21 protein-coding genes are annotated in these 25,256 nt (G+C 30.7%); 11 read left to right on the top strand and 10 right to left on the bottom strand.

Features of this window, described 5'->3' with window-relative positions:
• Positions 1-5: 5 nt before the first annotated feature.
• Positions 6-440, bottom strand: a complete 435-nt coding sequence (locus tag AC3VJB_RS03570; protein ID WP_047789560.1) for a hypothetical protein — start codon at positions 438-440, stop codon at positions 6-8.
• Positions 441-693: 253 nt separating this feature from the next.
• Here AC3VJB_RS03570 and AC3VJB_RS03565 point away from each other — a divergent pair, with 253 nt between their 5' ends.
• The gene (locus AC3VJB_RS03565; RefSeq protein WP_437824519.1) at positions 694-2,397 is read left to right on the top strand and encodes a helix-turn-helix domain-containing protein; all 1,704 of its coding nucleotides are present in this window, start codon (positions 694-696) and stop codon (positions 2,395-2,397) included.
• A gap of 17 nt (positions 2,398-2,414) precedes the next feature.
• Here the strand turns inward: AC3VJB_RS03565 and AC3VJB_RS03560 are convergent, their stop codons facing one another.
• Positions 2,415-2,624 carry a hypothetical protein gene (locus AC3VJB_RS03560; RefSeq protein ID WP_073182855.1) on the bottom strand — a complete coding sequence of 70 codons (210 nt, stop codon included), beginning with the start codon at positions 2,622-2,624 and terminating at the stop codon, positions 2,415-2,417.
• Positions 2,625-3,110: 486 nt separating this feature from the next.
• Between AC3VJB_RS03560 and AC3VJB_RS03555 the strand changes: the two genes are divergently transcribed.
• From AC3VJB_RS03555 to AC3VJB_RS03545, 3 genes are all read left to right on the top strand, one after another.
• On the top strand, positions 3,111-3,296 hold the full coding sequence (locus tag AC3VJB_RS03555) for a hypothetical protein (protein WP_497666762.1): 186 nt from the start codon (positions 3,111-3,113) through the stop codon (positions 3,294-3,296).
• A 97-nt stretch (positions 3,297-3,393) separates the two neighbouring features.
• Complete coding sequence (locus AC3VJB_RS03550) at positions 3,394-3,573, top strand: hypothetical protein (RefSeq protein ID WP_497666761.1); 180 nt, start codon at positions 3,394-3,396, stop codon at positions 3,571-3,573.
• A 21-nt stretch (positions 3,574-3,594) separates the two neighbouring features.
• Entirely contained in the window at positions 3,595-3,774 is a 180-nt protein-coding gene (locus tag AC3VJB_RS03545) for a hypothetical protein (RefSeq protein WP_497666760.1), read from the top strand.
• Positions 3,775-3,874: 100 nt separating this feature from the next.
• On the opposite strand, the gene lon is transcribed toward AC3VJB_RS03545, so the two are convergent.
• Positions 3,875-6,331 (bottom strand): endopeptidase La, encoded by a 2,457-nt coding sequence (gene lon / locus AC3VJB_RS03540; protein ID WP_047789554.1) that lies wholly within the window; start codon positions 6,329-6,331, stop codon positions 3,875-3,877.
• A 230-nt stretch (positions 6,332-6,561) separates the two neighbouring features.
• Here lon and AC3VJB_RS03535 point away from each other — a divergent pair, with 230 nt between their 5' ends.
• Positions 6,562-7,248 carry a tetratricopeptide repeat protein gene (locus AC3VJB_RS03535; RefSeq protein WP_497666759.1) on the top strand — a complete coding sequence of 229 codons (687 nt, stop codon included), beginning with the start codon at positions 6,562-6,564 and terminating at the stop codon, positions 7,246-7,248.
• 17 nt (positions 7,249-7,265) lie between these two features.
• Here the strand turns inward: AC3VJB_RS03535 and AC3VJB_RS03530 are convergent, their stop codons facing one another.
• From AC3VJB_RS03530 to pheT, 4 genes are all read right to left on the bottom strand, one after another.
• Positions 7,266-7,880: a LysE family translocator gene (locus AC3VJB_RS03530; protein ID WP_497666758.1), complete on the bottom strand. Its 615-nt coding sequence runs from the start codon at positions 7,878-7,880 to the stop codon at positions 7,266-7,268.
• A gap of 9 nt (positions 7,881-7,889) precedes the next feature.
• The gene (locus tag AC3VJB_RS03525) at positions 7,890-8,195 is read right to left on the bottom strand and encodes a DUF6984 family protein (RefSeq protein WP_167713918.1); all 306 of its coding nucleotides are present in this window, start codon (positions 8,193-8,195) and stop codon (positions 7,890-7,892) included.
• A gap of 2 nt (positions 8,196-8,197) precedes the next feature.
• Complete coding sequence (locus AC3VJB_RS03520; RefSeq protein WP_159616718.1) at positions 8,198-9,232, bottom strand: quinone-dependent dihydroorotate dehydrogenase; 1,035 nt, start codon at positions 9,230-9,232, stop codon at positions 8,198-8,200.
• 64 nt (positions 9,233-9,296) lie between these two features.
• A complete protein-coding gene (pheT, locus tag AC3VJB_RS03515) occupies positions 9,297-11,723 on the bottom strand; it encodes a phenylalanine--tRNA ligase subunit beta (protein WP_281979355.1) in 2,427 nt (808 codons plus the stop codon).
• 175 nt (positions 11,724-11,898) lie between these two features.
• Between pheT and AC3VJB_RS03510 the strand changes: the two genes are divergently transcribed.
• Complete coding sequence (locus AC3VJB_RS03510; RefSeq protein ID WP_281979356.1) at positions 11,899-14,469, top strand: endonuclease; 2,571 nt, start codon at positions 11,899-11,901, stop codon at positions 14,467-14,469.
• A 72-nt stretch (positions 14,470-14,541) separates the two neighbouring features.
• On the opposite strand, the gene AC3VJB_RS03505 is transcribed toward AC3VJB_RS03510, so the two are convergent.
• Positions 14,542-14,835: a hypothetical protein gene (locus tag AC3VJB_RS03505; RefSeq protein ID WP_073182871.1), complete on the bottom strand. Its 294-nt coding sequence runs from the start codon at positions 14,833-14,835 to the stop codon at positions 14,542-14,544.
• Positions 14,836-14,938: 103 nt separating this feature from the next.
• Here AC3VJB_RS03505 and AC3VJB_RS03500 point away from each other — a divergent pair, with 103 nt between their 5' ends.
• From AC3VJB_RS03500 to AC3VJB_RS03480, 5 genes are all read left to right on the top strand, one after another.
• The gene (locus tag AC3VJB_RS03500) at positions 14,939-15,565 is read left to right on the top strand and encodes an NUDIX hydrolase (protein WP_167713922.1); all 627 of its coding nucleotides are present in this window, start codon (positions 14,939-14,941) and stop codon (positions 15,563-15,565) included.
• 60 nt (positions 15,566-15,625) lie between these two features.
• Positions 15,626-16,462, top strand: coding sequence for a lysophospholipid acyltransferase family protein (locus AC3VJB_RS03495; protein ID WP_281979357.1), 837 nt, complete (start codon positions 15,626-15,628; stop codon positions 16,460-16,462).
• 25 nt (positions 16,463-16,487) lie between these two features.
• Positions 16,488-17,576, top strand: a complete 1,089-nt coding sequence (locus AC3VJB_RS03490; RefSeq protein WP_047789544.1) for a M42 family metallopeptidase — start codon at positions 16,488-16,490, stop codon at positions 17,574-17,576.
• A 57-nt stretch (positions 17,577-17,633) separates the two neighbouring features.
• Complete coding sequence (locus AC3VJB_RS03485; RefSeq protein WP_239179522.1) at positions 17,634-18,176, top strand: NUDIX hydrolase; 543 nt, start codon at positions 17,634-17,636, stop codon at positions 18,174-18,176.
• Positions 18,177-18,248: 72 nt separating this feature from the next.
• Entirely contained in the window at positions 18,249-19,859 is a 1,611-nt protein-coding gene (locus tag AC3VJB_RS03480; RefSeq protein ID WP_437824504.1) for a class I SAM-dependent methyltransferase, read from the top strand.
• A 55-nt stretch (positions 19,860-19,914) separates the two neighbouring features.
• Here AC3VJB_RS03480 and AC3VJB_RS03475 read toward each other — a convergent pair whose 3' ends face one another.
• Both AC3VJB_RS03475 and AC3VJB_RS03470 read right to left on the bottom strand, forming a co-directional pair.
• Positions 19,915-20,592, bottom strand: a complete 678-nt coding sequence (locus tag AC3VJB_RS03475) for a fibronectin type III domain-containing protein (protein WP_437824502.1) — start codon at positions 20,590-20,592, stop codon at positions 19,915-19,917.
• On the bottom strand, positions 20,589-25,127 hold the full coding sequence (locus AC3VJB_RS03470) for an immunoglobulin domain-containing protein (RefSeq protein ID WP_497666757.1): 4,539 nt from the start codon (positions 25,125-25,127) through the stop codon (positions 20,589-20,591). Before AC3VJB_RS03470 ends, AC3VJB_RS03475 begins: the two co-directional genes overlap by 4 nt.
• Positions 25,128-25,256: the final 129 nt, after the last annotated feature.

Raw genomic sequence — 25,256 nt, 5'->3', positions numbered from 1 at the left:
TTTAACTATTTGCTAAATAACTTATTTACTTCTTCATATGTAAGTAACTTAGAAACTGTCATAATATCTGGATCTCTACTTACATACTGTTGAATTTGTAACATTACTACTCCATCAACTTTAGTATATTTTAACCAGATTACATCTCCATTTGCTTTAATTTTATAAGGATCTCTAGGGTTTTCTTCAAAGCCTTTTACAATTATTTGATGTAATTTTTCTACATCATTATCTAAGTTTTTAAATGAAAAATGAACATATTCATGAATAGGATCATTTATATTCTTATAGTAAAAGTTGTAAGCTTTATCTCCTATTTTCTCTAAATAAACGTACTCTATTTTTCCTACTATTTCTGTTTTAGTAGTTTCAATAAATTCAATCTGAGAATACGAGGCTACAGAAAATAAAAGACCTGCTAATAAAAAAAGTTTTTTCATGAAATTTAAGGGTTTAAGTTTTATATTACTTTTTAAAAATTTTTTAAATATAACTAAAACAACAACGCTTTTTATTTATAAAAAGTATTTTCTCTTTTTATTTACATATTATCTTATTATGTTCTTATAACATTTTTTTAGAAATAAACTAACTTACTGTAAATCAAAAATAGAATAGAAGAAATAGCTTTCTTGTTAAATTATTTTTATTTTGCAACTACTATTAATTTTCCTCTAACCCTTCAAAAAAATTATGTTAAAGCAAATTTTATTTCTCTTCTTAGTAATTTTTAATTGTATTCTTTCTTTTTCTCAAGAAATAGAGAAGTATAACGAAAGTGACTTGATAAAAATTAAAAAAAAGTTCTATTTAAATAAAGAAATTGGTGTTGATAGTTCTTTATACTATATGAACAAGCTTCTACTAAGTAATAATACTGCTTATAAAACTTTTGGATATGCTGCTATAGAATATTTAAAAGTAAGAGAAAAACAATCTATAAACACTTCTTTTAAAGATAGTATTAATAAATATCTTCCTAAAATAGTAAGAGTAAATAAAAATTTTCCTTTACTGTTTGATATTCATATTCTCTTAGGCAACTCTAATAAAAGAAGAAAGTTAATTAAACCAGCTTTACAAAATTATATTACAGCCGAAAATTACGCTTTGTTAGCCAAAGATATTGAGCGAATTATTAAAATAAAAGGGAACATCGCACTTATTTATCAAGACATGGGAGAGCTTGATAAAGCTCTTAATAAAGCAAAAGAAACTCTTGACCTTATAGAAGCTAATAAAGAATCCCTTTCAAACAAGTATTATAGTAGCAAATATAAAAGAATGTTTAATGTTGCTGCTATTTACGCTACTTTATATAAAAAAAACAGAGAAAAACAGCAGTATGCAGACTCTTCTTTACATTACTATAATTTGATACTAAAAACAAAAGAGTTTAATCTTAATAGCTATTATACCGGCAAAGTTTATTATGGAAAAGGGACTATTTATACTTTAAAAGAAGAATACTCTAAAGCTAGTTCTTTTCTTGAAAAAAGTTTAGCGTTATTCGAAAAAAGCAAGTCACAGTCTTATTTATACAAAGGATACTACAACAATGGTCTAAACTATTATAATTTAAATAAATTCGAAAAGGCTAAACATAACTTTTTAACTGCTCTTAAAATAAAAAAAGACACCATTTTAGATGATAATTATATAAAGATGAATGGATACCTTTCACAAATTTATACTTATCAAAATAAAGTAGACTCTGCAAATTATTATTTAAACACATATGTAAATAATCATTCAAAAGTTTCATTAAGAGATAAAAAACAGTTTAAAGAAGCAATTAAAGTTGATTTTGATAAAAAAATTAAAAAGTTAAAAGAGGATAGTAACAAAAAGAATTTTTATTATGAAATTATAGTTATAGGATTAATATCTACAGTAATAGTTATCTCTTTTTTAGTATTTAAAAACGCTAAAGAAAAAAAGAAAGCAAAGAAAAAGTTAAGTGAACTATTAAATAAAATTTCAAAAAAAGAAGACCTAACTGAAAAACCCTTTTCTTTACCTAATCCATTAAAAATAAAAGACGAACAACATCAACAAATTATTAGTGGCTTATTAAAAATAGAGGAAAAAAAGTACTTTTTAAAAGAAGAGTATAGTTTATATAATGCAGCTAAAAAAATAGGAACCAATACTACTTACCTATCAAAAATCATTAAAGATTATAAAAAAATGAGCTTTAATGATTATACGAATGAGTTACGTATTAATTACATTATTGGAATATTGAGTAATGATAAGAAAGTGAGGTCTTATACAACACAAGCTATTGGAGAAATTGCTGGATATAAAAATGCGAAGTCTTTTACTCGAATTTTTAAAAAATATATAGGTATAACTCCTTATCAATTTATAGAGAAAATTAATAAGGAGTTATAATGTTTTTTGTAATTATTTTAAACCTTAAAATTATTTTTACGATCGTAGCATTTATCTTTTTCTGCACTTGGTGGTAAAACAAAACAGTCTTCTTCTCCATCTGTATCTGGTCCGCCAAAATCTATTTTTTCATAATTCGCCTTAACTGGATCTCCTGCTAATATCTTTGTTTTTTCCTCTAATGTTAATTTATACTTTGCTAACATCTCAATAGATAAACATTTCATAAGTTTTAATTTTTAAGTTATATGTAAAGTTAATTTTTTAATCTATTGTTTTTATTTTTATCAAACTCACCAAAAAACAAAACACACAAAGCGCTACAAAACAACAACTTAAATCCAAAATAATAATGTCATTATTTTTAAATAGTACCTCCTATTTTCATAAATAGTACCTGTTTTCACTTCTTTTGTAGCTAACAATGTTTAATATTTGTTATAAATCAAGCTTGTTTTAATGCGTCCCCCGAAAAGCATTTAATAGAGTAGGGATAACTCGAATTAATTAATCATGTTAAAATCAATTTCTAAATTAGGAAACGTTCTGAATAAATCAGAACAAAGAACTATTAATGGTGGACAAATTGTTTGCCCTAGAGGAACTTATTTAAAATGTAATTGGATAAGATGTTGGTGTGAACCAGAATATGTTGAAGAATTACCTGTAGACTTTGACCACTAAAAATTATCAATAACCAAAACTAATTAATTATGAAAACAAAAGTTTTAAACTTAGGTACTGTTATTAATAAAACAGCACAAAAACAAATTTTAGGAGGTGAATCTCCTATGAGGTGTCCTATAGGTTATTTTTATTATTGTACTCCAAGAAAAACTCATTGTTATTGTAAGCTAGAATTTTTAGATAATTCAAAAGAGCTGATGGAGATAATATAACCGTTGTAAACAATTTAATAAAGTTAAAAACTTTACAACAATTACTTATGTTTTACAATTTAAAACAAGTACTTAACTCAATAACAAATTAATAATTATGAAAACAAAAATTTTAAATTTAGGTACTGTTATTAATAAAACAGCGCAAAAACAAATTTTAGGAGGTACACCTGCAAAATGTCCTGGAGATGGAGTGTTGAAATGTAGAGGAAAAGAGCCTTATATTATGTGTTGGTGTGAATATGATAAGAAGGATTTTCTTGAACCTAACTATTAGTAATTAATTAAAAATATAATTATGAAAACAAAAATTTCAAACTTAGGTACTGTTATTAATAAAACAGCACAAAAACAAATTTTAGGAGGTACACCTAAAAAATGCCCTGGAGATGGAGTATGGACATGTAGAGGAAAAGAGCCTTATATTATGTGTTTTTGTATATACGATAAACACTATGACCGTGAACCTAACTTTTAAGTAACAAAGCAATGTATATTCATGAAGTTTCTTAAGTAAAACTCTACTTAAAAAAACAGCCAATAGAACTATATTGGCTGTTTGTTTAGTTTTTCTAATATTATAAAAGTTTCTTAGCTTTTTTAACTTTTTGCTTCGTAAGTGCTATATCAATTACCTCACTCATGTCGGTTACATAATGAAATGTTAACCCTTTTAAGTAGCTCTCTTTTATTTCTTCTATATCCTTTTTATTATCAGCACACAAAATAATTTCTTTAATATTTGCTCGTTTTGCTGCTAATATTTTTTCTTTAATTCCACCAACTGGAAGTACCTTTCCGCGTAGCGTAATCTCTCCAGTCATGGCTAATTTATTTTTCACCTTACGCTGTGTAAATACAGAAACTAAAGAAGTTAACATCGTGATACCTGCACTTGGACCGTCTTTAGGGGTAGCTCCTTCAGGCACGTGAATGTGTACATCATACTTATCTAATACTTCAGGATTAATTCCAAATTCCTCAGCATTAGATTTTATATATTTCATTGCTATTGTTGAAGACTCTTTCATTACAGTACCTAAGTTACCTGTTATTGAAAGATTTCCTTTTCCTTTAGAAATAATAGATTCTATAAATAAAATATCTCCTCCAACGCTTGTCCAAGCTAACCCAGTAACAACACCTGCAACATCGTTATTCTCGTACTTATCACGTTCTAAACGTGCAGGTCCTAAAATAGTTTCTATATCTTCATTTGTCAAAACAACATTGTACTCCTCTTCCATCGCAATAGACTTAGCGGCAAAGCGAACTACTTTTGCTACTTGTTTTTCTAAACCACGGACTCCAGACTCTCTAGTATATCCTTCAACTATTTTCTCTATCTGCTTTTTACCTACTGTTAAATGTTCTTTTGATAATCCGTGCTCTTTTAATTGCTTTGGGAACAAGTATTTTTTAGCTATTTCTACCTTCTCTTCAATAGTATACCCTGTTACGTTAATAATTTCCATACGATCACGTAATGCCCATGGAATTTGATTAATGTTATTAGCTGTTGCTATAAATAATACTTTAGAAAGATCATATCCCACTTCTAAATAATTATCATAAAAAGCTGTGTTTTGTTCTGGGTCTAACACTTCTAACATTGCTGAAGAAGGATCTCCTTGATGACTTTGACTTAACTTATCTATTTCATCTAACACAAATACAGGATTTGAAGTTCCTGCCTTTTTAATATTTTGGATTAAACGACCAGGCATTGCTCCAATATAGGTTTTACGGTGTCCTCTAATTTCAGCTTCATCACGTAAACCTCCTAAAGACATACGTACGTACTTGCGTCCTAATGCTTCAGCTACCGATTTACCTAACGATGTTTTACCTACTCCTGGAGGTCCGTATAAACAAATAATTGGCGATTTCATATCACCACGTAATTTTAAAACCGCTAAATGCTCTAAAATACGCTCTTTAACTTTCTCTAACCCAAAATGATCTCTATCTAAAATTTTTTGAGCTCTTTTTAAATCAAATTTATCTTTTGAATACTCTCCCCAAGGTAACTCTAACATTAACTCTAAGTAGTTACGCTGTACACCATATTCTGCCATTTGAGGATTCATACGTCTTAAACGCCCTAACTCTTTCTCAAAAGTTTCTCCAACCTCTTTATTCCATTTTTTAGACTTAGCCTTAGTACGCATTTCATCTAGCTCTTGCTCGTGAGAAACACCTCCTAATTCATCTTGAATGGTTTTTAATTGTTGATTTAAATAGTATTCACGTTGTTGTTTATCTAAGTCAGAACGTGTTTTAGATTGAATATCGTTACGTAATTGTAACTTTTGAAGCTCTTTATCTAAATTCTTTAACGTTAATAATGCACGTTCTTTTAAATTGTCTTTCTCAAGTAATACCTGCTTTTGCGATACACTTAATTCCATGTTTGACGAAATAAAATTCACCAAAAATGAATTGGATTGAATATTTTTTATCGCAAAAGATGCTTCTGAAGGTAGCATAGGGTTTTCTTTAATTACCTCTAATGCTAAGTCTTTAATCGAATCGATAATTGCATCAAACTCTTTTTGATCATCAATTTCTCGCTCATCTACAGCTTCTTTTACTCTTGCTTTTAAGTAAGGGGCTTCTTGCGTAATTTCCTCTATTTCAAAACGCTTTTTACCTTGAATAATTACAGTTGTATTACCATCAGGCATTTTTAATACACGTAAAATTTGTGCCACTACACCTGTTTGATAAATATCATCAATTCCTGGATCTTCAACCTCACTATCTTTTTGTGCTACAACACCTACAACTTTATCTCCCTTGTTGGCATCTTTAATTAACTGAATAGATTTATCTCTACCTGCCGTAATTGGAATTACAACTCCAGGAAATAACACTGTATTACGCAATGGAAGAATTGGTAATTCTTCAGGAATACTTTCTTGATTTATTAACTCTTCATCTTCTGGTGTTAATAATGGAATTAACTCTGAATCCTCATTAAAAACATCTTGAAGCGACAAATTGTCTAAATGTAATATTTTTGATTTACTCATATCTTATTTATTCTGTCATAGTGGCACTTATCACTCTTTTATTGAAAAAAAACCACTTTTAAAAAACCTTAATCTACTGATAAACAAAAGAATAAACTAAAACTCTTATCTATCTCGTTATCTATATTTCAATTCTTATGCCAACGAAAGCTATAAATAATTTAATTTGTAACTTATTTGATTCTAAATCGTCTTACTAACATCTTATTTCAACATAAAACTAACCAAAAATGAAATTTAATTTTTTAATTCTTTCACTTATCTTACTACTAATTAGCTGTACTTCAAAAACAAACTCTTCTAAGTTTATTGAAAAAGCAGCAGGACGCTATTATTTTAATGCTGATGAAATTATAGAAGTTACTTTTAATAATGACAATAAATTACTTATAAAATGGCGTAATCAAAACTTAGAACCTTTAAAAGTGAATGATTCTTCTTTTTACGTTAGAGAGTTAAATGAAAAACTAATTTTTAATACTTCTAAGAATATGATAGGGTTAGCTGAAAAGCGTGAGCATGAAGGTGAAAAGTATGTCTTTAAAAAACTAAAAAAAGGAGAAAAAACTCCCAGCGAACATTTAGCAGAAGGTAACTTTGAAGCTGCTTTAAAAGGTTACAAAGCTATAAAAGAAAAAGACAGTTTAAATCCTGTAATCAGAGAACGAAATATAAATAGGTTAGGATATCAATATCTTAGAAAAGATGAGTTTGAAAATGCCCTTAATGTTTTTAAAATTAATATTGAATTGTATCCTAACAGTTCAAATACTTATGATAGTACCGCTGATGCTTATACCAGAATGAAAGATACAGCGAACGCTATTGAATACTATAAAAAAGCTTTAACCATTAACCCTGAAAATAGAAGTTCTAAACGTGCTTTAGAAAAACTTACTTTAAAGAAAGAGGAATAAATAATCTTGAAAGTTTTTTAAAGTAAAATTAACATCGCTATACCTATAAAAACTACAATTTGCGCCCATTTTAAATATATTCCCACCTTTTTGTGCCGTTTAATGTAATTAGAAATTTTTCCTGCCAAAATAGCAATGGAAGAAAATATTAAAAAAGATGTTAAAATGAATAATCCTCCTAATACATAAAACTGGAGTACGTTTGACAAGCTGTCAGAAAACAAAAACTGCGGGAAGAATGCCAAAAAGAAGATTGTAACCTTCGGGTTTAATACATTCATCCAAAAACCTGTTTTGAATAACTGCATTGTTGATTTTTTCTGAACATTCTCCGTAGAAAAGGCAATTTTAGCATCACTTTTATATACTTGAAATGCTAAATACAGTAAATATCCTGCTCCAAATAGCTTGATGATAAAAAACAAATTCGGATTCTGTTTGATGATTTCAGATACGCCAAAAGCTACCAAAGTTGTATGAATGATACATCCTGTCATTAAACCAGCAACTGTAGCCAATCCATATTTTTTACCATTGACAATACTTTGTGTTAAGACAAAAACATTATCAGGTCCTGGTGAAATCGCTAAAGTAGCCGTGGCTAATACAAAAGATATGAGGGTTTCTAGCATTTAAATAAGTTATTTGATCTTTAATTCATCAAATGTTGGATAAGTAATTAGTTTACCAAAATTAATCTTAAAAAAATCTAATTCATACAGTCTTCCTCTTTTATCCACGGACAATTCAATATCAACTAACACATTATCACTGTCGAGATACTCAGCTTTAAAAATACTTTCAAATCTTTTAGATTCATTTTTTAAATCAAAAGAAATACTTCCCATTTCTCCGTCATTTAAATCTTTTACTAAATTTGGCACTTCTTTTTTATCGTTAATTATTGATATAATCAACTCTTTTTCTTTGTTCTCAATTTTTCTCATAATTAACTTTCAGCTAAAATAGCCTTATTGATTCTTTTTACCAAACTAGGTCCTTCGTAAATAAATCCTGTATAAATTTGTACCAAATCTGCACCTGCTTTTAGCTTTTCTAAAGCATCTTTTTCAGAATGGATACCTCCTACTCCTATAATTGGAAATGCTTTATTAGAGTTATCCGTTAGATACTTAATTACTCTTGTGCTTCTATCTTTAACCGGTTGTCCGCTTACACCCCCATTACCTATTTCTTGTAAACGTTCTTTAGAAGCTTTTAAATTATCTCTATTTACTGAGGTATTTGATGCTATTACTCCATCAATTTTAGTTTCAGCAACTAACTCAATAATTTCATCTAATTGTTGGTTGTTTAAGTCTGGAGCTATTTTTAATAAGATTGGTTTTTGTTGTGCTTCTGCATTATTCAATTTTTGAACTTCAGTAATCAATTCTTTTAAATAATCAGCATCTTCTAATTTTGCATGACTTGATACATTTGGGCAGCTTACATTCAATACAAAATAATCTACATACGGGTGTAACCCTTTAAAACACGCTACATAGTCTTCCGTATAATTTTCAGGGGCTGTATTGGTGTTCTTACCAATATTTCCTCCAATAATTATTTTTCCTTTGTTCTTTTTTAATTGCTCAATCGCTGCTTCTAACCCTTCATTATTAAACCCCATTCGGTTGATAATTCCTTTATCATCTTTTAAACGGAATAAACGTTTTTTCGGGTTTCCTTCTTGACCTTTTGGTGTAACCGTACCAATTTCAACAAAACCAAAACCAAAATTAGCCAACTCATTATACAGTACTGCATTTTTATCAAATCCTGCTGCTAACCCTACAGGATTTTTAAACGTTAATCCGAATAAATTACGTTCTAACTTTTTATCGTTTACTTGATACATTCCTCTAAAAATAGAAGACATTCCTGGTATTTTAGATAGAAACTTTACGAGTGAAAATGTAAAGTGGTGAATCTTTTCAGGATCAAAAAGGAAAAAAATTGGGCGAATCAGTAATTTATACATTAGTTTATTTTAAGTATTGTTCTTTGTTAAATATAAAAAAAGCTCCAAAAATGGAGCTTCTGAATTATCGTAATACAGCATCTAAATTCTTTTCGAATGTTTGCTGTAGTTTCTGCATTATTTTGTCTATTTGCTTATCTGCTAATGTTTTGTTTTCATCTTGTAATACAAAGCTTACTGCATACGACTTTTTACCTTCTGGTAATTTGTCTCCTTCATACACATCAAACAAATCCACTTCTTTTAAAAGCTTTCTTTCTGATTGAAATGCTAAGTTATAAATTTCTTTGAATTCAACTTTATTATCCAATAACAATGCTAAATCACGCTTTACAGCTGGAAACTTAGGTAAATCGGCTACTTTTATTTTTTTCTTGCCTACTAAATCTAAAATATTCTGCCAGTTAAAGTCTGCAAACAATACTTCTTGTTTTATTGAAAACTCTTTTAAAATCGCTCTTTTAACAACTCCTAACTCTACTAACTTAGTTTTTCCTAAACTTAACGTAATTCCTTCAGAAAACACATCTGATTTTGTTGGAGTGGTTTTTAATTTATCAATTCCTAAACGACTTAATAAAGCTGTTACAATCCCTTTAACATAAAAGAAGTCTGATGCTTGTGAAGCAACTTTCCAGCTATCTTGTGTTCTATTTCCTGTTACAAACAATGTTAAATGCTTGTCTTCTTGGTATCCGCTTTCATATTTATGATACGTCTTACCAAACTCGTAAAACTTTAATGAATTGTTCTTTCTGTTAATATTGTACGCTACAGATTCTAAACCACTAAATAGTAACGATTGACGCATTACTTTTAAGTCGTTACTTAACGGATTCAACATTTCAACGTTAAAATCAGCATTTAAGTTCTCAGACAATTCAATATAATCTGCCTTTGTTAACGAATTTGCCATGGTTTCATTAAACCCTAACGATGTTAACTGGTCAGCAACAATATTCTCTATTTTAACTTCTTTATCACTATCAAAAGAAATAGACGTATTTAATTTATGAGAAAATTCTACATTATTATATCCATAAACACGTAAGATTTCCTCTATAATATCTGCTTCACGTTGTACATCTACACGATACGATGGTACTACCAATCCTAAACCAGCTTCAGTAACACTATTAATTTTAATATCTAATGAAGCTAAAATCTTTTTAATCGTTTCCTTAGGTATTTCTTGACCTATTAATTTATACGCATTTTCAAACGATAAAAACACTTCAAAATCTTCCACCTTTACAGGATAAAAATCTAAAATATCAGAAGACATTTTTCCTCCTGCATATTCTTCAATTAATAAAGCAGCACGCTTTAAGGCATATTTTGTTGTGTTGATGTCAATACCTCTTTCAAAACGGAAAGAAGCGTCTGTATTTAACCCGTGACGTTTTGCAGTTTTACGAACAGACACAGGGTTAAAATAAGCACTTTCTAAGAAAATAGAAGTTGTATGCTCTGTAACTCCTGATTGTGCTCCTCCAAATACACCTCCAATACATAATGGATTATCATCTGCATCACAAATCATAATATCCTCAGATGACAACTCTCTTTCTACATCATCTAACGTAGTAAACTTAGTACCTTCTTCTAAAGTTTTCACTACTACTTTGCCTCCTCTAATTTTAGAGGCATCAAAAGCGTGTAGTGGTTGTCCTAACTCATGCAATACATAGTTAGTAATATCTACAATATTATTTTTTGGAGTTAACCCAATTGCTTTTAATCTGTTTTGAATCCATTCTGGTGATTCTTTTACTTCAACATCAGTAATGGTTATACCACAATAGCGAGGTGCTAAATCTTTATCTTCAATTTCAATATCAATTTTATGAGTACGCTCATCAACATGAAAATCAGAAACAGAAGGAGATATTAACTCAATATTAGTTCCTTGCTGAATTAATCCAGCTCTTAAATCGCGTGCAACACCGTAATGACTCATGGCATCTGCTCGGTTTGGTGTTAACCCAATTTCAAAAACATAGTCTGTCTCAATGTTAAAGACCTCCGAACAAGGAGTACCTGGAGCTAAATTCTCGTCTAACACCATAATACCATCATGACTTTGTCCTAAACCTAATTCGTCTTCGGCACAAATCATTCCATGACTCTCTTCTCCTCTTATCTTTCCTTTTTTAATTTTAAAGCCTTCTCCTTTTTCATCATGCAACATGGTACCAACAGTAGCCACAGGAACTTTTTGTCCTGCCGCGACATTTGGTGCTCCACATACAATTTGTACAGGGGTACCATTTCCTAAATCAACAGTAGTAACCTTTAACTTATCTGCATTAGCGTGCTTTTCACAAGTTAAAACTTCTCCTACAACTACCCCTTTTAGGCTTCCTTTAATACTCTCTACAGTTTCTATTCCTTCAACTTCAAGACCTAAATCAGTTAATAACTCACCTGTTTTCTCTGCCTCCCAGTCTGTCTGTAAAAATTGTTGTAACCAATTGTATGATATCTTCATAATCAATCTCTAATTTTAGCGTGCAAATTTACGCAAAATAAAGGAAAAACTATAAACTAGTTACCTACAAAAGATATACTATTGATTATTAACCTTTTGATAACATCAAAAAATTATATTTTTTATTGATTTGCAGGAGGTTAACAAAAATTTAACTTTTTTTCAATAAAATATTATGAAACACAAACTACTCTTCTTCTTTTTAATAGCTTCATTAGCTGTTTTTTCACAAATTCCTTCATATTATAACGATGTTAATTTGAATTTATCTGGTTCAGCATTAAAAAATGAGCTCGCTACTAAAATTATTAATACACATACAACAAACCTATCATACACACCTGGTGTGTGGAATGCACTTAAACAAACTGATTTAGATCCTAACGACGCTAGTAAGGTTTTATTAATTTATGGGTATAGTGATACTGATGGTAATTATGTAACCGATAGAACTAGAAGTAAAGATGCTAATGGTGGTAGTGCTGGTACACAATGGAACAGAGAACATGTATACCCTAAATCATTAGGAAGTCCTAATTTAGGAACTTCTGGTCCTGGTGCAGATGCACATCATTTAAGACCTTCTGATATTTCTTTCAACTCTCAAAGAGGTAGTAAAAAATTTGTAAATAGTTCTGGTAATGCTGGTAGTGTTTCTGGAGGTTGGTATCCTGGAGACGAATGGAAAGGTGATGTTGCTCGTATGATGATGTATATGTATTTACGTTACGGTAACCAATGTTTACCTACGGGTGTTGGTACAGGAGCTACGATGGCTTCTGACTCTAACATGCTTGCTTTATTTATTCAATGGAATGTGGATGACCCTGTATCAGACTTTGAAAAGCAACGTAACCCTATTTTAGAAGGAATTCAAGGAAATCGTAATCCGTTTATTGACAACCCTGCATTTGCTACTAAAATTTGGGGAGGACCTCAAGCTGAAGATTTATTTGGAGGTGGTAGTGTATCAGACACACAAGCTCCTACTGCTCCATCTAATTTAGCTGCTTCAAATATTACAGAAACTACAGTTGATTTAACTTGGTCAGCTTCTACTGATAATGTTGGTGTTTCAGGATATGATGTATACAATGGAACTACGAAAATTGCTACCGTTACAACAACTTCGTATAGCGTTACAGGTTTAACAGCAGCAACTAATTATACTTTTTCTGTAAAAGCTAAAGATGCTGCAGGTAATCAATCTACTTCTAGTAATTCTGTTTCTATTACAACTAACACAAGTTCAGGTGGAGGAAATGGAACAGCTGCGGATTTATTAATTTCTGAATATATTGAAGGTTCTTCAAATAATAAAGCTATTGAAATTGCTAATTTCACTGGAACCAGTGTAAACTTATCAGGGTATTCATTAAAGAAAGCTGCCAACGGTGGTGGATGGACCAATACATTAACCTTAAGTGGTCAATTAACAAATGGTGATGTGTATGTCATAGCTAATAGCAGTGCTTCTAGTACAATATTAAATAAAGCTGACAGAACAGATACTGGTGTAATTTCTTTTAATGGAAACGATGCTGTTGGTTTATTCAAAGGAAATACTCTTATCGATTTGATTGGAAATCCTAATAGCTCTTCAACTTTTGCACAAGACAAAACAATGCAAAGAAAATCTTCTGTTACATCTCCTAACAGTACATATACAACTTCTGAATGGAATATATTAGCAAAAGATACATTTAGCGGCTTGGGAAACCACAACATTGATGGAGGAACTTCTACCCCAGACACAACTGCTCCATCTGCGCCAACCAATGTTGCTGCTTCAAATATTACACAAACTTCTGTTAATTTAAGCTGGACTGCTTCAACTGACAATATTGGTGTTACAGGATATGACATATATCGAGGAAGTTCAAAAATAGCCACTGTTACTACTACAAGTTATTCTGTAAGTAAATTAACAGCCTCTACAAGCTATACTTTTTCTGTAAAAGCCAAAGATGCTGCAAACAATATTTCTTCTTCAAGTAATACGGTAAACATAACAACTCTAGCAAACACAATTTCTTATTGTAGTACTAAAGGGAATAATGTAAATTATGAATGGATTGACAATGTTGTTATTGGTGGAATTTCAAACGCTACTGGTGCCAATGGTGGATATGCTGACTTTACTTCTTTAACTGGAAACTTACCTTACGGAAGTAATACTATTGTAGTAAGCGCTGGATTTGCTAGTTCTTCATACACAGAATACTGGAAAGTTTGGATTGATTTTAATAAAAATGGAACTTTTGAATCTTCTGAAGAAGTTGTTAGTGGTTCTTCATCTAGCTCTGGTAATTTATCCTATAATTTTTCTGTCCCTACCTCTGCTTTAGCAGGTACCACAAGAATGCGTGTATCAATGAAATGGAATGCAGCTCCATCTGCTTGTGAGACTTTTTCTTATGGTGAAGTTGAAGATTATACTGTTAACATAGGTAGTAGCTCTAAAGGTTTAGGATACAACAACATCACTATCGATGGAAAGTTGGGCAATGAAGCTTCTATTTTTGATGCTAGTGTTTCACCAAACCCTAGTGTAGACTTTGTAAAAATTAAATTAGCTGATGACAGAAATGCTACTTTTAAAGTTACAACCTTAACAGGACAACAAGTTTTAACAGGAAAAGTTACTCATAATAATCTTGATGTTTCAAACTTACATAACGGCATATATATTCTTGAAGTAAACGACGGTCAAAAATCATTTACAAAAAAAATCATCAAGAAATAGTTTATAGTTATAGAATACTAAAAAGAGCTTCCAAAATTGGAAGCTCTTTATTTTTTTATTCGACTTAAAAGACTAAACTTCAATCGTAGTTTTTGTTTCCTTTGAAGAAAAAACATAAGTATATAACCACATAAGAGTAAATGTTGGCACAACATCTAACCCAGGCATCGCTTCTTCAATAAAAGCAATGGCTCCTGCTACTTTACCTTTATTTCCTTTATACATTTTTGTCATTATATACGCTGATGCTGGTGCCCAAACAATATCTGACAACTCTCCAAGCCCAGGTATTAAATAAGATACATACCCTATAGCGTCAAACAACAAACTTAATGCTAGTTTTTGGTACTTTTTTTCTTTATTCATTTAATATTAAATTAATTCTACACTAAACAAATCAAAATTCAAGCCAAAATTTATAACTTTTATCTTGTAAATTGATAAGTTTGTTCTAAAATACTAAAAACGAATGACTTTTTCTGATTTTATCAATCAAATAGAAAGATTGCAGCAAAAGCAACTAGGTGGTTTAACTTCTCAATTTAAGTTAGCTCCAAAATTAAGAACACGGTTTTCAGAAGAATTAATACTAAGCAAAAATCCAAGAAAAGCAGCTGTTTTAGCGTTATTTTACCCTGACAATGATAACCAAACACGCTTTTTACTTACTGAAAGAGCGAGTTATAATGGAGCGCATTCATCTCAAATTAGCTTTCCTGGTGGGAAATTTGACAAAGAGGATAGTAGCCTACAAACAACTGCTTTACGGGAAACTTTTGAAGAAGTTGGTATACACTATAAATCTATTGAAATAATACGACAAACTTCAGACGCATATATTCCTCCTAGTAACTTTTTAGTAGCTCCATTTATAGGTGTTTCAGAAAAAACACCTCATTTCACTCCAAACGAAGAAGTTGCAGAAATTATTGAAGTTTTATTAGCTGATTTATTAGACGATTCAAACTTGACTTCAGTAGAAATGGAAACCTCATACATGAAAAATATTGAGGTACCATGCTTTAAATTAAACGATTACATTGTATGGGGTGCAACTGCCATGATGCTTTCAGAAATTAAAGATTTATTTAAATAGTTTTTTTTATGGTTTTCTTTTGTAATTTAGCATTTACACTAATAAAACCAGATTATAAAAATGCCTTTATTTAAAAGGAATCCTTTTGGACATATATTGTTCATTAAAAGATTTTTAATACAAGTTCTCGGAGTTATTTCTCACGGACGTTACCGTAAGTTTAATGACCTGCAAATAGAGGGAATGGATGTTTTAAGAGGTCTCCCCGACCAAAAAGTACTATTTATCTCCAATCACCAAACCTATTTTGCCGATGTAGCAGCCATGTTTCACGTATTTAATGCCGCTTTAAAAGGTAGAGATGACAATATTAGAAACGTAGGGTATTTATGGAAACCTAAACTAAATATTTATTATGTTGCTGCAGGTGAAACCATGCGTTCTGGTTTGCTTCCTAAAATTTTTGCTTATGTAGGTTCTGTCTCTGTTGAAAGAACTTGGAGAAGCGCAGGAAAAGATGTAAACAGACAAGTAAAAATGTCTGACATTTCTAATATAGGAAAAGCTTTAGACGATGGCTGGGTAATTACCTTTCCACAAGGTACAACTACCCCTTTTAAGCCTATTCGTCGTGGTACAGCCCATATCATTAAAACCTACAAGCCTATTGTAGTTCCTATAGTAATTGACGGATTTAGACGTTCTTTTGACAAAAAAGGATTGATGATAAAAAAACGTAACGTGCTACAATCTATGGTTATTAAAGAACCTTTAGAAATTGATTACGAAAATGAAGATGTGGCTAGCATTGTTGAAAAAATTGAGTATGCAATAGAGCAACACCCATCTTTTTTAAAGGTGTTAACACCTAAACAACTTCAGGAACAAGAAGAGTTTATTGAAAAGAGACGTTTTTGGGGAGCTGATAAACCTAAAGAAAAAGAAAAGAAAGATTAATAACATTAAAATTAACGTTTAAGTTATGGCTGATAAATCTATTTTAAATGAAAAGTCTATTGACTTTTTAGAAAAATACTTGAATAATGCTGCTCCTACAGGATACGAGTGGGAAGGGCAAAAAATATGGATGGACTATTTAAAACCTTATGTTGACGAGTTTATTACCGACACTTATGGTTCTGCTGTAGGAATTATAAACCCTGATGCTAAATATAAAGTAGTTATTGAAGGACATGCTGATGAAATTTCTTGGTATGTAAACTATATTTCTGATGACGGATTAATTTATGTAATCCGTAACGGAGGTAGCGACCACCAAATTGCTCCTAGTAAAATTGTAAACATTCACACTAAAAACGGAATTGTAAAAGGTGTTTTCGGATGGCCAGCAATTCATACACGTAATAAAGCGAAAGAAGAAGCTCCAAAACCAGACAATATTTTTATTGATTGTGGTTGCAGCACTAAAGAAGAAGTTGAAAAATTAGGTGTGCATGTCGGTTGTGTTATTACCTACCCAGATGAGTTTCACATTCTAAACGAGAACAAGTTTGTATGTCGTGCTTTAGATAACCGTATGGGAGGTTTTATGATTGCTGAAGTAGCACGTTTACTACACGAAAATAAGAAAAAATTACCTTTCGGTTTATATATTACAAACTCTGTTCAAGAAGAAATTGGTTTGCGTGGTGCGGAAATGATTACCGAAACCATTAAGCCTAACGTAGCTATTGTTACTGATGTAACACATGACACTACCACACCAATGATTGATAAGAAAAAAGAAGGTCATTTAGAGTTAGGTAAAGGTCCTGTAGTAGCTTATGCTCCTGCGGTACAACAAAAATTACGAGATTTAATTATTGATACTGCCGAAGCTAACAAAATTCCTTTCCAACGCTCTGCCCTATCAAGAGCTACAGGAACTGACACTGATGCATTTGCATACAGCAATGGTGGAGTTGCTTCTGCTTTAATCTCTTTACCATTACGTTACATGCACACTACCGTTGAAATGGTACACCGTGAAGATGTTGAAAATGTAATTAAAATGATTTACGAAAGTTTATTAAAAATTGAAGACGGAGAAGATTTCTCTTACTTTAAATAATATAAATAATCAAACGTCATTACTTATTTGTAATGACGTTTTTTTTACCAGCTTTTTATGGATGAACTTATAGATATTGTCGATGAAAATGGAAACTATACAGGAAAAACTTGTTTAAAATCTGAGGCTCATAAACATGGCTACTTTCACCCTACTATCCATGTTTGGTTGTACACTTCTAATAAACAAATACTACTTCAAAAAAGAGCACTAACTAAAAAAGTTTTTCCTGGTTTATGGGATATTTCAGTTGCTGGTCACATAGCTGCCGGTGAAAACATTAAAATTGCTGCTGTTAGAGAGGTTAAAGAAGAAATAGGTTTTGATATTCTTCCTGAAAACTTACATAAAATAGGTACTCGAAAACACATGGTAAATCACCCGAATGGAATTATCGATAATGAGTTTCATCATGTATTTATTGCTGAATTAACAGTTTCTGTCCAAGAATTAAAACTTCAAGAAGAGGAAGTAGCAGACTTAAAGCTATTTAGCTTAGAAACAATACTGCATACAAAAAACTACGAAAACTTATTACTTCCTCAATATCAAGACTATTATTCTTTTGTTCACAAACATATTTTAAATATTTTAACTTAATTTTTTAGCTTTAATAATTTAGTTTTAATTTTAAAATCAATTAGTTATATTTAGAATGAAAACTATCAAACTATGCTATCAAAACAAGAAAAGTCTGCGTTAAGGAGTAGGTTGTTTCGTCACTTAGACGGAATTGTTACTTGTCCAGCAGCTTACACTTTACATGAAAAAGGAATTACTAACTACTTATTAAAGAAGAAATCTGTTAGTTTAAATGAAATTACTTCCGAATTTAACGCTAATGACGGTTATTTAAATGTGGCTTTAAGAACATTGTGTTCTCAAGGCTGGTTAACACAACATGTAGATAATACACATAACACTGTTCAATTCGAAATCAATGAAGCTTCAGCTATAGCTTTTTCTTATTTTCACTTATATAAAGAAGCTTTTTTATTGTTGAAATTTTCAGAAAATTATAGCGCTCGAAAATTTGAAATTGAACCTTATGAGAAGCTTGAAAAGCTTTATAAAAACTTTACAAACAACTTCGGAATTAAAACTCCATCAACTTCTGAAGAAAAAGAAGCTCTAGCTCAGATCCTTACACATATCGAAGGTATTATTGTTGGTCCAACAACAGTTTTATTAGGTATGAGCGGTATGTTTCATAAATACTTTATGCAAACAAAATTCAGTGCTGATGAGTTTCATAAAGACGCTGATAATTTTAGTCGGCTACTTGATTTATTAACCAATCTAGGTTGGTTTTTCAAGACTAAAGACTCTTATGAGTTTACTGATGAAGGCTTGTTTTTTGCTCGAAGAGCAAGTGCTTATGGAGTTACCGTATCGTACATTCCTACACTCAGAAAACTAGACAAACTTATTTTCGGAAATCCTGATATTTTTAGAACTTCAGAAATTGGAAATGACGAAATTCATGTAGATAGAGAAATGAATGTTTGGGGAAGTGGTGGCGCGCATTCTACCTACTTTAAAGTAATCGATGAGATTATTATTAACCTATTTAATAAACCTATCAACGAACAACCTAAAGGTATTTTAGATGTTGGCTGTGGTAATGGTGCATTTTTAAAACATTTATTTAATGTAATTGAACATCAGACTAAAAGAGGTACTATGTTAGAGGATTATCCTCTATTACTTATTGGTGTCGATTATAACGAAGCTGCATTAAAAATCACTCGAAAAAACCTAGTACAAGCAGATATTTGGGCTAAAGTGATTTGGGGAGATATTGGAAATCCGAAAGCGTTATCAGAAGATTTACAAGATAAATACGGAATTAACCTTTCTGATTTATTAAACGTTCGTACCTTTTTAGATCACAACAGAATTTGGCAAGAGCCTGCTCCTAATGATAATTCAACTATTACCAATTCAACTGGAGCTTATGCTTACAGAGGAAAACGTTTGAATAACAACTTGGTAGTAGAATCTTTAAAACAGCATTTTACCAAGTGGAAACCGTTTATTAGTAAATTTGGCTTATTGCTAATTGAATTACACACATCAAAACCTGAATTGGTTGCTAAAAACTTAGGAAAAACAGCGGCTACTGCCTACGATGCTACACATGGTTATTCTGATCAATACATTATTGAGCTTGATGAATACATGAATACTATGGAAGCTATTGGGTTGACTTATGATAAAAACACGTTTAGAAAATTTCCAAACTCGGAATTAGCAACGGTTTCTATAAATCTTTTTAAGTAAAAAAGCTAGAGTAGTTAAACTACTCTAGCTTTTATAAAAGATAAGTTCAATTTATCTAAATGTTAAACTGGAATTCCTTATAAATAGACGATGAGTTTCCATTTTTATCTAAGACCACAACCATTAAAAAATAAGTCGTGTTATAATCAATACTTTGTTTTTCAATAAAAGTACTTTCTGTTTCTTTTATCAATTCAACTGTATCTTTTGACTCCCCTAAATATACTTTGTATTTTAAAATGTCATTATCAAGATCAGATGCTTCCCAACTGATATTAATCGTACCATCTTTATTATCTTCTAATGTTATACTCGCAGGAAATGGAGCATGATTAGAAACAGAAACTCCTTCTGTATAAAAATTCCAAGCACTATTACTCTGTTTTCCTTTATTTTGTATAATAGCAGTTACATTCCAAGAAAATTTTGTTGCTTTTGGCAAAATAACACTCATAGAATTAGTGTTAGTCATCTTTTCAATTCTATTTCCACTTTCAGTGTTAGTAAGTACCACTTCATAAGATATAGCATTTGTAGAATTACTCCATTTTAAAGGAATAGAAACTTCGGTATCAGATACTTCAGTTCCTTCTGTACAAAGCGTATTATTTTCAGGAAAAACTAACTCAAAAGCCCCTAATTCTGGTTCTGATGGTACTAGATCTTCACTTCCCCCTCCTCCACAAGAAATTAAAATTAATTGTATAAATAGTATAAATATTAGTTTTCTCATTTTTTGAATATTTTTGTGTTAACGGTTTGTGTTGAAGTAGTAACTGTTACAAGATACATTCCTGTAGCTAGAGTATCCATTGGTAATCTAGCTCCTCCATTATAAACATTAAGCTTAGCTGATAACACAGTAGCTCCCTCAAGGCTTCTTACGGCTACTATGGCAGAATTACCTGTAACACCAGAAATGTTTAGGTAATTTGTAACTGGAATAGGGTACAATGTAATACTTTTAACTGTAACGCTCTTGTTATAAACACCTTGACATGGTTTATTTGTTGTTATCTCTACAGAATTATTTCCATTATTTAGATTAACTGTTATTTCTCGTTCACCAGTATCTTTAAAAGTATACAAATACTCTTTATTATTAATTGTTACTTTATAGTTTTCACTACCTGATACTTGATAAGTAAGTGAAGTGCCTTTTAAACTCGCTTGAGAAACTTTTAAGGCTACTGGAGCACTAACCATTACATTATAACATTGGCTGAAACTAGGTAACTCTGACGCGGTAACACATATTTCATAACTTCCTACAGGTAACTCTGTAATTTCTAATCCAGAAGTATAGTTTACATTTTCAAAAGTTTTATTTATTACACCTTGTCCTACCAAAATTACTTTATAAATATAATTCTTTTTAAATGAAAGGTTTACAATACCGTTACTTTTATCTGGACAAGTGGTACTGCTTACCATGACCTGAATATCACTAGGCACTATATCAATTAATTGGTATTGAGCACAACCATTAACATCAACAATGCTTCCTTCACTTGTATTAGGACATTGATCAACATTATTGAATACATCATCATTATCATCATCTAATTGACTCTCCGAACATCCGTCTACATTTACCGGTTCTCCTGTTGGAGTATTAGGGCATAAATCTTTGTCATTATTTATTCCATCATTATCATCATCTAACTGACTTTCGGAACATCCATTAGAGTTTACCGACTCTCCTGCTGGGGTATTTAGACATAAATCATCTACATCCTTTATTCCATCACCATCTAAATCTGATGGATCCACATTTAATATTATTCTGTTTTTCGTCAATTTTAAGTCAGTAATAAGACTATTACTAATAACACAATCATAAACACCCTTATCAGTTAATTTTAAACTCTCAATAACATACTCTCTGCTTTTAGCACCATTAATATCTACCCCATCTTTACGCCATTGATAAGTATTGTTAGTACTTTTAGTAGCTTCAACAGTTAATCTAACTTCATCTTCTTCTATTACTGTAATTATTTCTTCCGTATCAATATTCGACTGAGGTTGGTAAAAGAAACCAAATAATGTTTTATAAGTATTAAATTCATTTTCAAAATCTTCAAAAACGAATTGATTATCTTGAATATCCAAAATTTGTAATTTAGTCAAACTCGTAAGATCTGGAATAACTCCTGATAATTTGTTTCCTCCTAATTCTAGTAATTGTAAATTACTAAAAGTATTAATAAATTGAGGTATTTGACCAGTAAGCTTATTTCTAGAAAAATCTAGAGAATAAAGAGCTGTTAATTTAGAAAAAGAAGCAGGTATTTCTCCTTCTATATTCCCATATATTCTTAAACTTTTTAGTTTGATTAAATCCCCTATTGAAGCAGGCATTAATCCAGTCAAAGGTATATTAAATGAGAGGCTTTCTAGATTAACAAGCGCTCCAATTTCATCTGGTATACTACCTGACATTTTATAAGCTCTAATACTTAATTCTTTTAGTTTAGTCAAATTACTTATTGTCGTAGGTATACTTCCTGTTAATTCATTATTAAATAAAGTTAACCTTTCTAAATTGGTTAAATCTAATATATTTTCTGGAAAATCACCTTCAGAAGAAAGATCCACATTACTTAAATATAGAGATGTAAGATTTATAAGCTCCGATAAATCATCAGGAAAATCCAATGTAAGCATGTTTCCATGACCATCAATTTTAACATTTTTTAATGATATTATATTAAAAAGACAACTTGGTATAACACCAGTTAAGTTAAGTTGATCTATATTTATCTCTTCAATCTTCGTAAGATTACATAAACTAGAAGGAATGCTTCCTGTGAGCCCATTACTAGTAGAACCTAACCCTAAAAGCGTTAATTTTCTAAGTTCTGTTAGATTTCCAAGATCATCTGGTAAAGTCCCATTAAGCTTTCTATACCTAATATCTAATTCTGTAACTCTACCAACTGTATTTACTGTAACTCCTTCCCAAGTACTTATATCTGCATTGAGATCCCAAGGATTTGTCCAATTTGCCCCATCAGTAGCATTATAAAATGCTATAAGGGCATTTTTATCATGTATTACACCTTTAGATTTAACTTTTAATGTTATTTCATTTTTCAATAATATTAAGTCGGTAATAATACTATTTTTTATAACACAATCATATACTCCATTATCATTAAAACCTAAATTATTTATTGTATAAGAACGATTCGTTGCTCCATTAATTTCAACACCATCTTTACGCCATTGATATGAATTATTAGTACTATTGGTTGCTTCTGCAATTAAAGTAATAGATTCTTCTTCTATTACCGTAATATTTTGCTCTTCATCTATTTTAAGTTGTGGTTGGTAAGAAAAAATATATGGTATTTGATTTTTGTAGTTTGTATATTCATTTTCAAAATCTTTGAAAACAAATTTATTATTATCAAACTCTAAGTTCTGTAAATTTGTTAATGTTGTAAAATCAGGAATAGTTCCTGACAAGTTATTATGACTGAAATCTAAACTTGTTAAAGTATTAAAAGTATTAATATAAGAAGGGATATGACCCGTTAGTTTATTTCTAGAAAGATCCAGAGCACGAAGAGATGTTAATTTTGAAAAAGAAGATGGTATTTCACCTTCAATATTTGTTGATACTATTGTTAAACTATTCAACTTAGTTAAATCACCTATTGAAGAAGGTATCACTCCAGTTAACGCCCCACTATGTCTAAGTGAAAGCTCTGTTAAATTACTAAGTAGCCCTATCTGTTCAGGTATGTTTCCAGTTAATCTAGTAATATAAAGAGATAATTTTTCTAAATTGGTTAAATCTAAAATACTCATTGGAAATCCTCCATTAGATGAAAGATCTATTCGACTCAAACTTAGAGTTGTAAGATTTGTAAGGTTTGATAAATCATCAGGAAAATCTAGAGTTAATAAAGGACTATTACCTATTAAATATACACTTCTCAATGATGCTATAGTAAAAAGACAACTCGGTACTGCTCCTGTCAATCCTGGCATATCTATTATAACATCTTCAACTTTTACAAGGTTACAAATACTATCAGGAATACTACCTCTCACACTACTAGAAGAACCTTCATTAAGATGTAATTTGATCAATTCTGTTAGGTTTCCTAATTCATTTGGTAATTCTCCATTAAGTTTTCTATAATTAAGTGATAAACTTGTTACTCTTCCTAAGGAATTTACCGTTACTCCTTCCCAAGAATTCATAGCTTCATTAAGATTCCATGAGTCTGTCCAATTTGCGCCATCAGTAGCATCATATAACGATATAAGAGCATTTCTATCGTTTATAGCTCCAATTGTATTGTAATTAATAATGTTTCTCTTTAAAGTAAGGTTTGGTACATTGGCATTCTTTACTTCACAGTAATACACACCTGCATCAGTTAAAGTTGATCCTGTAATTTGATAGGTAGGATTAGTAGCTCCTCCAATTGGAACATCATTTTTATACCACTGATAGGTATTATTAGCGCTTGTTAACCCTGTAATTGAAAAACTAATATTTTCTCCTACATTTAATTCAATTGTTTCTATTTCACCAACTCTATTTTGAGGACTATAGGTAAGTGTAGCAACATTATCTTCTAAAACTTTAGCTATATTGTCAAAAGATGGAACTCTTTCAAACACAGAAAAATTAATATTGTTATTACTGATATCTAAAGTGTTTATTCTGAATAAAGAAACATTAGTATAATCTGGTAAATCTGTTAATAGGTTATTAGATACAAAAACTTCACCTACGTTTGCAATTGATTCTCCAATCTCCACTGGTAACTTACCTGTCAATTTATTATGGCTTAAATTGATTTCAACAAAATGTCTCTCATTAAGCGTAAAAAGCTCTACAGGTATATTCCCTGTTAATTGGTTATTTTGAAGGTATAAGTAATTAAGATCTTTTGCATTCCCCAAAGCACTAGGAATAGCACTAGTCAAGTTATTATTTGAAAGATTTAGTGTATTTAAGCTTTTTAAGTTACCTAAATCAGCAGGTATAGATCCACTTAAATTATTATTTAAAAGATTTATCTCATCCACATGTCTTTCGGCTCCTGAAGCACCAAAAACAACACTGGTAACCACTCCATACCAATTCTGTGGAGAGTCATTCAAATCCCATTTGTTTGTCCAATTTGCTCCATCTGTAGCATTATAAAGCGCTATTAAAGCATCTTTATCACTTTGAGAAATTTCTTGAGCATTTACATATACGCCAAAAAGGACTAGCGTAAAAAGTAGTAGTCTTTTCATATAATTTTTTTAATATTCAGCGTCAAAAGTAATTAAAGTTACCTCAATCACAAAAAATTACTTTCCATTTAGTTTGTACTTACTTAGAAATCTATTTTTATCAGTCTTTTTAAATAGAAAAGCGGGGTT

The organism is Tenacibaculum sp. TB-53 (assembly GCF_059716285.2).
Note: the sequence above shows the minus strand (reverse complement) of the source record. Positions and strands in the feature narration are given on the sequence as shown.

Coding starts and splice junctions, on each gene's coding strand:
- AC3VJB_RS03570 (WP_047789560.1), bottom strand. CDS start 440: ATGAAAAAACTTTTTTTATTAGCAGGTCTTTTATTTTCTGTAGCCTCG.
- AC3VJB_RS03565 (WP_437824519.1), top strand. CDS start 694: ATGTTAAAGCAAATTTTATTTCTCTTCTTAGTAATTTTTAATTGTATT.
- AC3VJB_RS03560 (WP_073182855.1), bottom strand. CDS start 2,624: ATGAAATGTTTATCTATTGAGATGTTAGCAAAGTATAAATTAACATTA.
- AC3VJB_RS03555 (WP_497666762.1), top strand. CDS start 3,111: ATGAAAACAAAAGTTTTAAACTTAGGTACTGTTATTAATAAAACAGCA.
- AC3VJB_RS03550 (WP_497666761.1), top strand. CDS start 3,394: ATGAAAACAAAAATTTTAAATTTAGGTACTGTTATTAATAAAACAGCG.
- AC3VJB_RS03545 (WP_497666760.1), top strand. CDS start 3,595: ATGAAAACAAAAATTTCAAACTTAGGTACTGTTATTAATAAAACAGCA.
- lon (WP_047789554.1), bottom strand. CDS start 6,331: ATGAGTAAATCAAAAATATTACATTTAGACAATTTGTCGCTTCAAGAT.
- AC3VJB_RS03535 (WP_497666759.1), top strand. CDS start 6,562: ATGAAATTTAATTTTTTAATTCTTTCACTTATCTTACTACTAATTAGC.
- AC3VJB_RS03530 (WP_497666758.1), bottom strand. CDS start 7,880: ATGCTAGAAACCCTCATATCTTTTGTATTAGCCACGGCTACTTTAGCG.
- AC3VJB_RS03525 (WP_167713918.1), bottom strand. CDS start 8,195: ATGAGAAAAATTGAGAACAAAGAAAAAGAGTTGATTATATCAATAATT.
- AC3VJB_RS03520 (WP_159616718.1), bottom strand. CDS start 9,232: ATGTATAAATTACTGATTCGCCCAATTTTTTTCCTTTTTGATCCTGAA.
- pheT (WP_281979355.1), bottom strand. CDS start 11,723: ATGAAGATATCATACAATTGGTTACAACAATTTTTACAGACAGACTGG.
- AC3VJB_RS03510 (WP_281979356.1), top strand. CDS start 11,899: ATGAAACACAAACTACTCTTCTTCTTTTTAATAGCTTCATTAGCTGTT.
- AC3VJB_RS03505 (WP_073182871.1), bottom strand. CDS start 14,835: ATGAATAAAGAAAAAAAGTACCAAAAACTAGCATTAAGTTTGTTGTTT.
- AC3VJB_RS03500 (WP_167713922.1), top strand. CDS start 14,939: ATGACTTTTTCTGATTTTATCAATCAAATAGAAAGATTGCAGCAAAAG.
- AC3VJB_RS03495 (WP_281979357.1), top strand. CDS start 15,626: ATGCCTTTATTTAAAAGGAATCCTTTTGGACATATATTGTTCATTAAA.
- AC3VJB_RS03490 (WP_047789544.1), top strand. CDS start 16,488: ATGGCTGATAAATCTATTTTAAATGAAAAGTCTATTGACTTTTTAGAA.
- AC3VJB_RS03485 (WP_239179522.1), top strand. CDS start 17,634: ATGGATGAACTTATAGATATTGTCGATGAAAATGGAAACTATACAGGA.
- AC3VJB_RS03480 (WP_437824504.1), top strand. CDS start 18,249: ATGCTATCAAAACAAGAAAAGTCTGCGTTAAGGAGTAGGTTGTTTCGT.
- AC3VJB_RS03475 (WP_437824502.1), bottom strand. CDS start 20,592: ATGAGAAAACTAATATTTATACTATTTATACAATTAATTTTAATTTCT.
- AC3VJB_RS03470 (WP_497666757.1), bottom strand. CDS start 25,127: ATGAAAAGACTACTACTTTTTACGCTAGTCCTTTTTGGCGTATATGTA.